Source organism: Neoroseomonas marina (assembly GCF_012927745.1).
Classification (GTDB): domain Bacteria; phylum Pseudomonadota; class Alphaproteobacteria; order Acetobacterales; family Acetobacteraceae; genus Neoroseomonas; species Neoroseomonas marina.
On the sequence record NZ_JABBKX010000002.1, the window covers coordinates 19,162 to 30,800 of the forward strand.

The following is an 11,639-nucleotide window of genomic DNA, read 5'->3' on the forward strand; positions in this document are numbered from 1 at the left end:
TGCCATGACCCCGACCGGACTCGATGCGGACATTGTCGTGGTGGGTGGCGGCCCCGCGGGCGCGACCGCCGCGGACGACCTGGCGCGCGCCGGGCGGTCCGTCGTGCTGCTCGACCGCGCGGGGCGCATCAAGCCCTGCGGCGGCGCCATCCCGCCGCGCCTCGTGCGCGACTTCGACATCCCCGCCGACCTGATGGTCGCGCGGATCAGCGCCGCGCGCATGGTCGCGCCCTCGGCCCGCACCGTCGACATGCCCATCACCGACGGCGGCTATGTCGGCATGGTGGACCGCGACGTCTTCGATGAATGGCTGCGCGACCGCGCCGCATCCCACGGCGCCGAGCGCCGCACCGGCACCTTCGAACGCATCCTGCACGACGCGGACGGCGCCACCGTCGTCGAGTACAGCACCAAGGAGGGCGAGACCGTCCGCCTGCGCACGCGCTGCGTGATCGGTGCCGACGGCGCCCGCAGCGCGGTCGGCCGCCAATCCGTGCCGGGCGCCGAGCGCGTCCCCTGCGTCTTCGCCTACCACGAGATCCTGCGCACGCCCGACAACGCGCCCGCGCCCTACGATCCGCAGCGCTGCGACGTCTATTACCAGGGGCATCTCTCGCCGGACTTCTACGCCTGGATCTTTCCCCACGGGGAGACGATGAGCATCGGCACCGGCAGCGCGCGGAAGGGCTTCTCGCTGCGCGGATCGGTCAGCGCGCTGCGCGCCGCGACCGGGCTCGAGACCGCCGAGACGATCCGCCGCGAAGGCGCGCCCATCCCGCTCAAGCCGCTGCGGCGCTGGGACAACGGGCGCGACGTGATCCTCGCCGGCGATGCCGCGGGCGTCGTCGCCCCGGCTTCCGGCGAAGGCATCTACTACGCCATGCTCTGCGGCCGCCTGGTCGCCGAGGCAGCCGAGGAATTCTGCCGCAGCGGCAACCCGCAGGCGCTGCGCAATGCGCGCAGGCGCTTCATGAAGGCGCATGGCCGCGTCTTCTGGGTGCTCGGGATGATGCAGTACTTCTGGTACGCGTCCGACCGGCGCCGCGAGCGCTTCGTCGCCATCTGCCAGGACAAGGACGTGCAGCGCCTGACCTGGCAGTCCTACATGAACAAGGAACTGGTGCGGCGCGACCCGCTCGCGCATGTCCGCATCTTCTTCAAGGACCTCGCCCACCTGTTCGGCCTTGTCCGGGCCTGAAGGGCGATGCAGGGGAACGCCACGCCATGATCGCCTTTCCCGCCGGCACGACCGAGGTCGCCGACCGTCCCCTCGCCCCGCCGCAGGACGGCGCCATGGTGCGCCCGCATGGGCGGCTGCTGCCGCTGCGCGTCGGCACGCGCGGATCGCCGCTCGCGCTGTGGCAGACGCGCGACTTCCTCGCGCGCATCACCTGCTTCTGCCCGGTGCTGCGCAACGCCCGCGCCTTCGAGGAACACGTCATCGCCACCTCCGGCGACCTCATCCAGGACCGGGCGCTGGCCGAGGTCGGCGGCAAGGGATTGTTCGCCAAGGAAATCCACGAGGCGCTGCTCGACCGCCGCATCGATTTCGCGGTGCATTCGCTCAAGGACCTCGAGACGGCACTGCCGCCCGGCATCGTGCTCGCCTGCACGCTGCGCCGGGAGGATCCGCGCGACGCGCTGCTGCTCGGCGCGGGGTTCGAGGCCGCGGTCGATCCCGCCCACCCCTTCGACGCGCTGCCGCATGGCGCGCTGATCGGCACCTCCTCCGCGCGCCGCCAGGCGCAGCTGCTGCATGCGCGGCCCGACCTGCGCGTCGCGCTGATGCGCGGCAATGTGCAGACGCGGCTCGGCAAGCTCGCGCGCGGGGAGGTCGCGGCGACGCTGCTCGCGCTCGCCGGGCTGAAGCGCCTGGGACTCGAGGCGGAGGCCGACATCGCCATCGACGCGGATTGCATGGTGCCCGCCGCCTGCCAGGGCATCGTCGGCGTCACCGTGCGGGAGGATGATGCGGAACTGCGCGAGCTCCTCGCCGCCATCGAGGACCCGGTGGCGCGCGCGGTCTCCTCGGCGGAACGCGCGCTGCTCGCCGCGCTGGACGGGTCGTGCCGCACGCCGATCGGGGGCCATGCGGTGCCGCTGCCGGGCGGGCGGCTGCGCCTGACCGGACTCGTCGCGCGCACCGACGGGTCGTTCCTGCTGCGCCGGACGGTCGAAGGCGGCTGGCGCGATGCCGCCGCCCTCGGCTGCGACCTCGGCGACAGCCTCCGGCGTGATTCCCCCGCCGACCTGTTCTGCTGATCAGGCGAGGCCGGCGGGCAGGCGGAAGCGGATATCCTCCGTCACGCCGGCCTGTTCCTCCAGGCTGACCTCGGCCCAGTGCGACAGCGCGGCCGCGACGTCCTGCACCAGGTGCTCGGGGGCGGAGGCGCCGGCCGTGATGCCCACGGACCCGATGCCGGCGAACCATTCGGCGCGCAGCGCGGAGGCATCGGGGATCAGCCGCGTCGGCACGCCGCAATCCTCGCCGATCTCGCGCAGGCGGTTGGAGTTGGAACTGTTCGCCGCCCCGATGACGAGCAGCATCTCGACCTCGGCGGCGAGCGCGCGCACCGCCGCCTGCCGGTTCTGCGTCGCGTAGCAGATGTCGCGCGTCTCGGGGCCGACCACGTCGTCGAACCGCGCGCGGATGGCGGCGATGGTCGCGCGGGTGTCGTCGACCGAGAGCGTCGTCTGCGTCACGAAGGCGACGCGCCGGTCGCGCGGCAGCGGCAGGCGCTCCACCGCGACGGCATCGGCGACGAGGTGTACCTCGCCCGGGATCTGGCCGACCGTGCCGATCACCTCCGGGTGCCCGGCATGGCCGATCAACAGGATCGCGCGGCCATCCGCGGCGTAGCGGCGCCCCTCGACATGCACGCGCGTCACCAGCGGGCAGGTGGCGTCGATCACCGGCAGGCCGCGACGCTGGGCGTCCTGCTCGACGTCGCGCGGCACGCCATGGGCGCTGAAGATGGTCACCCGTCCATCCGGCACCTCGTCCAGCGTCTCGACGAAGACGGCGCCCTGACGCGCGAGGCTGTCGACGACATGGCGGTTGTGGACGATCTCATGGCGCACATGCACGCCGGGACCGTGGCGGCGGATGGCGTGCTCGACGATGGCGATGGCGCGGTCCACGCCGGCGCAGAAGCCGCGGGGCCGGGCGAGCAGCACCCGCAGCCGCGGCCGCGTCCCGCGGGAGAGTTCCGCGTCCGCCACTCCGTCGCTGCGCAGATGTGTCATGCCGGTTGGACGTCAGTGCGCCAGGGAGGCGTTCCAGGCGCCGCGGACCGGCATCGCCGGCTGGCGCCGCTGCACCTCGTCGGCCAGGACCCGGCGCAGCATGGCGATCTGCCCGTCGCCGAGGCTCGCGAGCCACAGCCGGGTGAAGCTCGCGTCGTGCACCGGGTCGAGGACGCGGCGCGGCAGCCCCATGCGTTCGGCATGGTCGCGGATCTCGGCCGCGCAGGCGGGGCTGTCGGCTTCGACCGAGCGCAGCTTCCGCGGGTCGCAGGCGATGGTGGCGACGAAGGCGTCCAGCGCCTCGTGCGCACGCGCCAGGGCCTCGGTTCCCGGTGCCCGGGCGGCATCGTCGATCGCCGCCTTCAGGGCATCATAGGTCGAGCGGTAGCTGATCCTGCCCATGGCAGCGGCCCTCCCGTGCCGGGCGGGCCGACGGGCCTCGCCTGGTCCGAACGCGCATCCTCGTTGGGCTTATCGAGCGCTGCACATCCCGGAATGTCAATTCGAATTTACATGTTTGACGCGGATCATTGACAAACAGGCGCGAGCACCGAACTCCTGTTCAGTCCCGTGGCTGCGCGCTGGCGCCGGGAAGCGCGCGAAGCCTTTGATGGAGGTCCGCGACATGCGCGATCAGCGCACCGGCGAGCGCCAGTCCCACCCAGCCCCACCAGGCGTCCGTCAAGGCCGCGCGCAGCGCGAGCGCCAGCATCACGCCCGGCAGGATCAGCGCAGCCACCGTGGTCATCCCGAGGCCACGGCCCGTGCGCCACCGCCAGGCCGCCAGTCCGGCTGCCTCGAGCGCCAGGCAGAGCAGCACCAGATCGGCGACCTGCCCGCTTCGGATCAGTTCGGCCATCGGCGCTTCTTCCTCCTCACCTGACACGCAACGTCCACGGAAAAGAACATCATGCGCAACGTCACGTCAGCCCTTCTCGCCACCGTCCTCCTCGCCGCCGCGCCGGCGATCGCCCAGGCCCAGTCCACCGGCGATGCCGAAGCGGGCCGCCGCGTCTTCAACCAGTGCCGCGCCTGCCACATCATCGACAACAACGGCCGCAACGCCGTCGGCCCGAACCTGTTCGGCGTGGTGGGCCGTCGCGCCGCCTCGATCGAATCCTTCCGCTACTCGGCGAACATGCGCGAACTCGGCGCGTCGGGGCACGTCTGGACGGTCGACAACCTGCGCGCCTACATCACCAATCCCAAGGCCGTCGTGCCGCAGGGCATCATGTCCTTCCCCGGCCTTCGGAACGAGACGCAGCTGAATGACCTGCTCGCCTTCCTGCAGACGCAGCACTAGCCGCGCATGATGGAGATCGTCGCCCTGCTCGGCTTCATCGCCGCGGTCGCCGCGGTGGCGAGCACGGGCGCGCTCTTTCCCCCGGATGGCTGGTACCAGTCGCTGCGCAAGCCACGCTGGTGCCCGCCGAACTGGCTGTTCGGCCCGGCCTGGACGGTGCTCTACCTGATGATCGCCGTCTCGGGCTGGCTGGTGTGGCGGGAGGCCGGCCTTGCCGGCGCCGCCGGCGCCTTCGCGATCTATGCGCTTCAGCTCGTGCTGAACGGCGCCTGGTCCGGACTCTTCTTCGGCCTGCGGCGGATGGACCTCGCCCTGGCCGAGCTCGCCATACTGTGGCTCGCCATCCTCGCGACGATCGTCGCCTTCGCAGCGCACGACGCGCTCGCGGCGTGGCTGCTGGTGCCCTACCTCGCCTGGGTGACCTTCGCGGGCGCGCTGAATGCGGCCCTGCTCCGGGCGAATCCCGCGCCGACGCGCTAGACCGCCGCCGCCGGTTTTCGCGCGGCGCGCGCCGCCCTAGAGTTGGCGCGAGGAGACACAGCCAGCCATGCCCATTCCCGCGATCTTCCAGGGTCGTCTTTCGGTGCCCGTCGTCGCGTCGCCGCAGTTCCTCGTCTCGGGTCCCGATTACGTCGTCGAATCCTGCCGTGCCGGCGTGGTCGGCACCTTCCCCACGCTGAACCAGCGCACCACCGAAGGTTACGACGCCTGGCTCGCGCAGATCGGGGAACGCCTCGCGGCCATCCCCGGCGCCGCGCCCTTCGGCATCAACCTGATCGTCCACAGGTCCAACGCGCGCCTGAAGGACGACCTGGCGGCGACGGTGCGGCACAAGGTGCCGCTGGTCATCACCTCGCTCGGCATCGTGCCCGAGGTGATCGCCGCCGTGCAGTCCTATGGCGGCCTCGTCTTCCATGACGTGACCAACATGCGCCACGCGGTGAAGGCGATCGAAGGCGGGGTGGACGGGCTGATCGCGGTCTGCGCGGGTGCCGGCGGCCATGCCGGACGGCTCAGCCCCTTCGCGCTGCTGCCGGAACTGCGCGCGATCTACGCCGGCCCGCTGCTGATGGGCGGCGCGATCTCGACCGGGCGGCACATCGCCGCGGCGCTCATGCTCGGCGCCGACATGGCCTACATGGGGACACGCTTCATCGCGGTGCGCGAGAGCATGGCCGTGCAGGCGCACAAGGACATGGTGGTGCAGGCCAAGGCCGCGGACATCGTCTACACGCCGGCCATCAGCGGGGTGCATGCGAACTTCCTGCGCGCCAGCATCGCCGCCGCGGGGCTCGATCCCGACAACCTGCCCGAGGCCGCCGGCGCCCATGTCGGCGACCACGACAAGCGCCCCTGGAAGAACATCTGGTCGGCCGGGCAGGGCGTGGGCGCGATCGAGGACGTTCCCTCCATCGCCGAGCTCGTCGCGCGGCTCGGCGCGGAGTATCGCGCCGCGCTGCGCGAGGCCGCCGCCGCGGCCTAGAGGTCTTCGCCGCGCAGCCTCGCGCCAAGCCGACTGCGCAGCGCGGTCAGGACCCGATCGGCCGCCTCCACATCCTCGCGCGGCAGACCACGCAACAAGGTCTCGTTCAGCTCGCGCCCGACCGCGATCATGCGGTCGAGCACGCGCCCGCCCCGCGCGGTGAGATAGACGCGGTTCAGCCGGCGATCCGAGGCGTCCGGCCGGCGCGACACCAGGCCCGCAGCCTCGAGACGGGCCACCATCGCGCCGGCCGCCACCTTGCCGAGCCCCAGCACGCGCGCGAGTTCCGCCTGCGTCATGCCGCCCGCCGGGTCGTGCCGCGTCAGCTGCGCCAGCGCCCACCACTGCGCGCGCGTGACGCCATGCGGCTTCATCGCCTGGTCGAACACCGTCTGCCGCAGGCGGGAGACGTCATGCACCAGGAAGCCGATGCGGAACTCGCTGCTGCCACGCGTGGCGCGGGTCCGGGGCGCGTCGGCGGCGCGGCTCATTCGCGCGGCAGGCCCGCGGCCTGGGCGATGCGGCCCCACTGCTCGATCTCGCGGGCCTGGAAGCGCGCGAGATCCTCCGGCGTGCCGGTCGAGGCAACGAGACCCAGGCTGAGCGAGTACCGGCGGCCTTCCTCGCTGTCGAGCACGGCACGGATCTCGCGGTTCAGGCGGGCGACCGCCGCCTCGGGGCTGCGCGCCGGCAGGAAGACCGCGACCCAGGAGGCGAAGTCGTAGCCGGGCACGCCCGCTTCCTGCAGCGTCGGAACGTCAGGCAGCATCGGGATGCGCTGCGCCGGCGTGACGCCGAGCGCGCGCAGCGTGCCCGCGCGGACATGCTCGCCCGCCGAGGCCAGGTCGCTCACCATGAAGTGCACCCGACCGGCGAGCAGGTCGGTCACCGCCGCGGGCGTGCCGCGATAGGAGATGCGTTCCGCCGAGATGCCGGTGATGCTGATGAGCAGCTGCGCCGCAGCCAGGCTGCCGATGTTGCCGGTGCCGTAGTTGAGGCTGTTCCCGCGCGCCTTGGCCTCGGTGATGAAGCCCGCCACGTCGGCCGCCGGGAAATCGGAACGGACCATCAGCACCAGCGGCGCGATGCTCGTCAGGGTGACCGGGGCGAAGTCGCGCACCGGGTCGTAGCCGGGTTCGCGCATCAGGTGCACGGCCGCCGCGTGGGTCGAATTGGTGGCGAAGAGGAAGGCATGACCGTCCGGCGCGGCGCGCGCGGCCTGCCGCGCGGCGATGGCGCCGTTGCCGCCCGTGACGTTCTCGACGACGACCGGCTGGCCCAGGCTGCGCGAGATGCGCTCCGCGACGAAGCGCGCCACGCCATCCGTCGCGCTGCCGGGCGGAAAGGGGACGATGGCGCGCAGGGGTCGCGTGGGAAAGGCGTCGCTGCCCTGCGCCCGCGCGGCGAAGGGCAGGAACGGCGCAGCGAGGACGAGCCTGCGTCCGATCATCGGGACCTCCCTCTCACGATGCGCCGAGCGCGCCGGCGGCGCGCAGCCCGGCGATCTCGTCTGCGCCGAAACCATAGGATGCCAGGGCCTCGGCCGAATGCTGGCCGAGCATCGGCGGCGGCGATCCGACCGTCCGCTTCCTGCCATCGAACTGGATCGGCTGCGCCATCGTCTTCAGCGGACCGAGCTGCGGATGGTCGTAGTCCATGACCATGCCGCGCGCGGCCATGTGCGGATGCGCCAGCATGTCGGCGATGGTGTTCACCGCCGCACAGGGGATGCCGATGCGCAGGCAGAATTCCACCCAGTCATCGGCGCTGCGCGTGGCGACGATCGACTGCACGACGGCCACGGTCTCGGCGAAGTTGGCCACCCGGTCGGCATTGGTGCGGAAGCGGGGATCCTCGGCCAGTTCCGGACGCTCGACGCCGGCGGTGAAGCGGCGCCAGAGATTGTCGTTGGCGATGCCGATCAGCACCGGCCGGTCGGCCGCGTCGAAGGCCTGGTACGGGCAGAGGGATTCATGGCCGGACCCGCATTTCTCCGGCAGGTTGCCCTTCTCCCAGAAGATCTGGAAATTGTAGCCGAGCAACGCCGCCGCGGTCTCGAACAGCGAGACCTCGAGCCGGCATCCCTGTCCCGTGCGATGGCGTTCCAGCAGCGCGGCGAGGATGCCGGAGAAGGCATTCATCCCCGTCGACTGGTCGATCGGGGAGAAGGGGCTGCGCGCCGGGCCGCCGCCGCGCTCGCCCGTCATCGCCATGATGCCGCTGAAGGCCTGCAGGATGACGTCGTAGCCGAGCCCGTCCTTCAGCGGCCCGGTCCGCCCGAAGCCGGAGATGGAGCAGTAGACGAGACGCGGGTTCAGCGCGCGCGTCTCCTCCGCCCCGATGCCCAAACGCTCCGCGACGCCCGTCGCATAGGATTCGATCAGCACATCCGCCTGCGCGGCCATGCGGCGTGCGGCGTGGCGCCCCGCTTCGGTCTTGAGATCGAGCGCGAGCGATCTCTTGTTGCGGTTCGCGCTGAGGAACACCGCGCCGACACCACCGCGGAAGGGCGGCCAGCCCCGCGTGTCGTCGCCACCGCGCGGCGGTTCGATCTTCGTCACCTCGGCGCCGAGATCGCCCAGCCACTGCGCGCAGAGCGGCCCCGCCAGCACCTTGGAGAAATCCAGCACGCGGATCCCGGCGAGCGGCGTCACGCGCGACACCTTGCGGCAAGGGCTCGCCTGCCGAGCGAAAGGCCCAACTCCATGCGCTTCCCCCGCGACTGCTTGCGCGATGATCGTACGCATGCTTACCATTTGCAAGCGAACGAGAACGATCGAGGAAACGGCATGCTGGACCGGCCACGCACGGTGCTGAGCGCGGAGCACGAGATGTTCCGCACCTCCGTGCGTCGCTTCGTGGAGGCCGAGCTGGTTCCCCACGCCCTGGCCTGGGACGAGGCCGGCATCGTCCCGCGTGACGCCTGGCGCAAGGCCGGCGAGGCGGGACTGCTGTGCTGCGACGTCGCGCCCGACTATGGCGGTCCCGGCGGCGATTTCGGCCATTGCGCGGTGGTGACCGAGGAACTGGCGCGCGCGAACCTCTCCGGCCCCGGCTTCGTCGTGCATTCGGACATGGTCGCGACCTACCTCGCGAAGTTCGGGTCCGAGGCGCAGAAGCGCCGCTGGCTGCCGGGCATGGTCGATGGCTCGCTGATCGGCGCCATCGCGATGACCGAACCCGATGCGGGCAGCGACCTCAAGGGCATGCGCACGCGGGCGGTGGCGGATGGCGACCACTACGTCATTCGCGGGCAGAAGACCTACATCTCGAACGGCCAGAACGCCGACATCGTCATCACCGCCTGCAAGACGGACGCGAATGCCGGCGCGCATGGCGTCAGCCTGATCGTGATCGAGACGAAGACGCCCGGCTTCCGGCGTGGCCGCAACCTCGCCAAGATCGGCATGAAGGCGCAGGACACCTCGGAGCTGTTCTTCGATGAGGTGCGCGTGCCGATGGAGAACCGCCTCGGCGCCGAGGGCCAGGGCTTCGGCATGCTGATGACGAACCTCGCGCGCGAACGCCTGGTGCAGGCGGTGCGCGGCACGGTGCTGGCCGAGGAAGCGATCCGCTGGACCATCGATTACACCCGCGACCGCAAGGCCTTCGGCCGCACCATCGCCGACTTTCAGAACACCCGCTTCGTGCTGGCGGAACTCGCCACCAAGACCGCCGCCGCGCGCGCGCTGACCGACCGGCTGATCGCGCTGCAGATGGACGGCACGCTCGATCCGGTCGAGGCCGGCATGGCGAAGCTGTTCTGCACCGACCTGCAATGCGAGGTGCTGGACCGCTGCCTGCAACTGTTCGGCGGCGCCGGCTACATGGTGGAAACGCCGATCGCGCGCGCCTGGGCGGATGCGCGCGTGACGCGCATCGCCGGCGGCGCGGCGGAAGTGATGAAGGAGATCATCGGCCGGCGCCTGTTCCAGGACGCCGCCCGATGACGCAGGATCGGAGGACAGGGCGCCGATGAGCGAGCGCACATTGCGCGGCAAGGTGGCGATCGCCGGAATCGGCGAGACCACCTACTACAAGCACGGGCAATCCCCCGATGCGGAGTTCAAGCTGGCGCTGCAGGCGATCCTCGCCGCCTGCCACGACGCCGGCATCGACCCGAAGGAGGTCGACGGCTTCGCCTCCTATGGCGACGATCGCTCGGACGCGCCGCGACTGGCGGCCGCACTGGGCATCAAGGAACTGCGCTTCTCCAACATGCACTGGGGCGGCGGGGGCGGGGGCGTCGCGGCGTCGGTCGCCAATGCCGCGGCGGCGGTGCATTCGGGCATGGCGAATTGCGTCATCGCCTTCCGCTCGCTCGCGCAGGGGCAGTTCGCGCGCTACGGCCGCAGCCGGCTCGGCGCGGCGGCGATGGGGGACGATGCCTTCCTCGCGCCCTATGGCCTGATCTCCCCGGCGCAGCGTTTCGCCATGAAGATCACCCGCTTCATGAGCGACCGCGGCATCCGGCACGAGGCACTGCGCGCCATCGCCATGGCCTCCTACCACCACGCGCAGTCCAACCCGCGCGCGGTGATGTACGGGCGGCCGCTGACGGAGGAGAAGTACGACGCCTCCCGCTGGATCATCGAGCCCTTCCACCGCCTCTTCGACTGCTGCCAGGAGAATGACGGCGCGGGCGCGGTGCTGGTGGTGCCGGCCGATCGCGCGAAGGACCTGCCGCACAAGCCGACCTATCTGCTCGGCACCGCACAGGGTGGGCACCACCGCAGCGCGGCGCCGGTGCACAACGCGCCGGACTATGCGTCTGCGCACTTCCCCACCGTCGCGAAGAACATGTGGGCCATGGCGAAGCTCGGCCCGCAGGATGTCGACGTCGTGCAGGCCTATGAGAACTTCACCGGCGGCGTACTGCTCTCCCTGGTGGAGCACGGCTTCGTCGACCCGAAGACGGCGAACGAGTTCCTGGTGCTCGAGAACCTGCTCGCACCGAGCGGGAAGATGCCGATGAACACCAGCGGCGGGAATCTCGCCGAGTGCTACATGCACGGGCTCGAGATGGTGAACGAGGCCGTCCGCCAATTGCGCGGCACCGCCAACAACCAGGTCGCCGGCGCCGAGGTCGTCGCCGTCCTCGGCGGCCCGATGGTGACGCCCGTCAGCAGCCTGGTCCTCGGCACGGAGGCGACCCTGTGAGCACGACCATGAAGCGCGCCCTGCCCGATGGCCTGCCCGCGCCCGACCAGCCGCCGCTGACCAAGCCCTATTGGGACGGGACGCGCGCCGGCAAGCTGGTGATCCAGCGCTGCAAGGGGTGCGGCGCGCATCAATGGGGGCCCGAATGGGTCTGCCATCGCTGCCACTCCTTCGATCTGGGGTGGGAAGAAGTGGCCCCGACCGGCCGCATCTGGTCCTGGCAGCGGCCGCATCACCCCGTCCACCAGGCGCTGACCGGCTTCGGGCCCTACACCATCGTGCTGGTGGAACTGCCCCATGCCGGCAATGTCCGCATGGTCGGTAACCTGATCTGCGAACCCACCGCGCCCGTCGAGATCGGCGCGGAGGTTGAAGCGGTGTTCGAACCGCATGACGAGGCGGACCCGCCCTATACGCTGGTCCAGTGGCGCCTGAAGGGCTGAAGAC

The 11,639-nt window shown here is 71.2% G+C and carries 14 protein-coding genes; 8 read left to right on the plus strand and 6 right to left on the minus strand.

What is annotated here, in order from left to right:
* Nucleotides 1-4 precede the first annotated feature (4 nt).
* A complete protein-coding gene (locus GWK16_RS05330) occupies nt 5-1,198 on the plus strand; it encodes a geranylgeranyl diphosphate reductase (RefSeq protein ID WP_170052931.1) in 1,194 nt (397 codons plus the stop codon).
* A gap of 26 nt (nt 1,199-1,224) precedes the next feature.
* Nucleotides 1,225-2,262: a hydroxymethylbilane synthase gene (gene hemC / locus GWK16_RS05335; RefSeq protein WP_170052932.1), complete on the plus strand. Its 1,038-nt coding sequence runs from the start codon at nt 1,225-1,227 to the stop codon at nt 2,260-2,262.
* Here the strand turns inward: hemC and ispH are convergent, their stop codons facing one another.
* The 3 genes from ispH to GWK16_RS05350 all read right to left on the minus strand — a co-directional run bounded on the left by ispH (nt 2,263) and on the right by GWK16_RS05350 (nt 4,105).
* A complete protein-coding gene (ispH, locus tag GWK16_RS05340) occupies nt 2,263-3,246 on the minus strand; it encodes a 4-hydroxy-3-methylbut-2-enyl diphosphate reductase (RefSeq protein ID WP_211187148.1) in 984 nt (327 codons plus the stop codon).
* A 12-nt stretch (nt 3,247-3,258) separates the two neighbouring features.
* On the minus strand, nt 3,259-3,648 hold the full coding sequence (locus GWK16_RS05345; RefSeq protein ID WP_170052933.1) for a hypothetical protein: 390 nt from the start codon (nt 3,646-3,648) through the stop codon (nt 3,259-3,261).
* Nucleotides 3,649-3,808: 160 nt separating this feature from the next.
* Nucleotides 3,809-4,105: a hypothetical protein gene (locus tag GWK16_RS05350; protein WP_170052934.1), complete on the minus strand. Its 297-nt coding sequence runs from the start codon at nt 4,103-4,105 to the stop codon at nt 3,809-3,811.
* 51 nt (nt 4,106-4,156) lie between these two features.
* Between GWK16_RS05350 and GWK16_RS05355 the strand changes: the two genes are divergently transcribed.
* The 3 genes from GWK16_RS05355 (at nt 4,157) to GWK16_RS05365 (ending at nt 6,032) form a co-directional block, all read left to right on the plus strand.
* A complete protein-coding gene (locus tag GWK16_RS05355) occupies nt 4,157-4,549 on the plus strand; it encodes a c-type cytochrome (protein ID WP_170052935.1) in 393 nt (130 codons plus the stop codon).
* A 6-nt stretch (nt 4,550-4,555) separates the two neighbouring features.
* On the plus strand, nt 4,556-5,029 hold the full coding sequence (locus GWK16_RS05360; RefSeq protein ID WP_170052936.1) for a TspO/MBR family protein: 474 nt from the start codon (nt 4,556-4,558) through the stop codon (nt 5,027-5,029).
* A 67-nt stretch (nt 5,030-5,096) separates the two neighbouring features.
* Nucleotides 5,097-6,032: an NAD(P)H-dependent flavin oxidoreductase gene (locus GWK16_RS05365; protein WP_170052937.1), complete on the plus strand. Its 936-nt coding sequence runs from the start codon at nt 5,097-5,099 to the stop codon at nt 6,030-6,032.
* Here GWK16_RS05365 and GWK16_RS05370 read toward each other — a convergent pair.
* The 3 genes from GWK16_RS05370 to GWK16_RS05380 are packed head-to-tail and all read right to left on the minus strand — an operon-like array spanning nt 6,029 to nt 8,686.
* Entirely contained in the window at nt 6,029-6,523 is a 495-nt protein-coding gene (locus tag GWK16_RS05370) for a MarR family winged helix-turn-helix transcriptional regulator (protein WP_170052938.1), read from the minus strand. The genes GWK16_RS05365 and GWK16_RS05370 overlap by 4 nt on opposite strands.
* The gene (locus GWK16_RS05375) at nt 6,520-7,482 is read right to left on the minus strand and encodes a Bug family tripartite tricarboxylate transporter substrate binding protein (protein ID WP_170052939.1); all 963 of its coding nucleotides are present in this window, start codon (nt 7,480-7,482) and stop codon (nt 6,520-6,522) included. Before GWK16_RS05375 ends, GWK16_RS05370 begins: the two co-directional genes overlap by 4 nt.
* 13 nt (nt 7,483-7,495) lie before the next feature.
* Complete coding sequence (locus tag GWK16_RS05380; RefSeq protein ID WP_170052940.1) at nt 7,496-8,686, minus strand: CoA transferase; 1,191 nt, start codon at nt 8,684-8,686, stop codon at nt 7,496-7,498.
* Nucleotides 8,687-8,821: 135 nt separating this feature from the next.
* On the opposite strand from GWK16_RS05380, the gene GWK16_RS05385 reads away from it, so the two are divergent.
* Genes GWK16_RS05385 through GWK16_RS05395 form a run of 3 tightly spaced genes read left to right on the plus strand, consistent with a single transcriptional unit; the run spans nt 8,822 to nt 11,635 of the window.
* Complete coding sequence (locus tag GWK16_RS05385; RefSeq protein WP_170052941.1) at nt 8,822-9,982, plus strand: acyl-CoA dehydrogenase family protein; 1,161 nt, start codon at nt 8,822-8,824, stop codon at nt 9,980-9,982.
* Between the two features lie 25 nt (nt 9,983-10,007).
* Nucleotides 10,008-11,192: a thiolase C-terminal domain-containing protein gene (locus GWK16_RS05390; RefSeq protein WP_170052942.1), complete on the plus strand. Its 1,185-nt coding sequence runs from the start codon at nt 10,008-10,010 to the stop codon at nt 11,190-11,192.
* Complete coding sequence (locus GWK16_RS05395) at nt 11,189-11,635, plus strand: Zn-ribbon domain-containing OB-fold protein (RefSeq protein WP_211187150.1); 447 nt, start codon at nt 11,189-11,191, stop codon at nt 11,633-11,635. The genes GWK16_RS05390 and GWK16_RS05395 overlap by 4 nt, the downstream gene beginning before the upstream one ends.
* Nucleotides 11,636-11,639: the final 4 nt, after the last annotated feature.

Coding starts and splice junctions, on each gene's coding strand:
- GWK16_RS05330 (WP_170052931.1), top strand. CDS start 5: ATGACCCCGACCGGACTCGATGCGGACATTGTCGTGGTGGGTGGCGGC.
- hemC (WP_170052932.1), top strand. CDS start 1,225: ATGATCGCCTTTCCCGCCGGCACGACCGAGGTCGCCGACCGTCCCCTC.
- ispH (WP_211187148.1), bottom strand. CDS start 3,246: ATGACACATCTGCGCAGCGACGGAGTGGCGGACGCGGAACTCTCCCGC.
- GWK16_RS05345 (WP_170052933.1), bottom strand. CDS start 3,648: ATGGGCAGGATCAGCTACCGCTCGACCTATGATGCCCTGAAGGCGGCG.
- GWK16_RS05350 (WP_170052934.1), bottom strand. CDS start 4,105: ATGGCCGAACTGATCCGAAGCGGGCAGGTCGCCGATCTGGTGCTGCTC.
- GWK16_RS05355 (WP_170052935.1), top strand. CDS start 4,157: ATGCGCAACGTCACGTCAGCCCTTCTCGCCACCGTCCTCCTCGCCGCC.
- GWK16_RS05360 (WP_170052936.1), top strand. CDS start 4,556: ATGATGGAGATCGTCGCCCTGCTCGGCTTCATCGCCGCGGTCGCCGCG.
- GWK16_RS05365 (WP_170052937.1), top strand. CDS start 5,097: ATGCCCATTCCCGCGATCTTCCAGGGTCGTCTTTCGGTGCCCGTCGTC.
- GWK16_RS05370 (WP_170052938.1), bottom strand. CDS start 6,523: ATGAGCCGCGCCGCCGACGCGCCCCGGACCCGCGCCACGCGTGGCAGC.
- GWK16_RS05375 (WP_170052939.1), bottom strand. CDS start 7,482: ATGATCGGACGCAGGCTCGTCCTCGCTGCGCCGTTCCTGCCCTTCGCC.
- GWK16_RS05385 (WP_170052941.1), top strand. CDS start 8,822: ATGCTGGACCGGCCACGCACGGTGCTGAGCGCGGAGCACGAGATGTTC.
- GWK16_RS05390 (WP_170052942.1), top strand. CDS start 10,008: ATGAGCGAGCGCACATTGCGCGGCAAGGTGGCGATCGCCGGAATCGGC.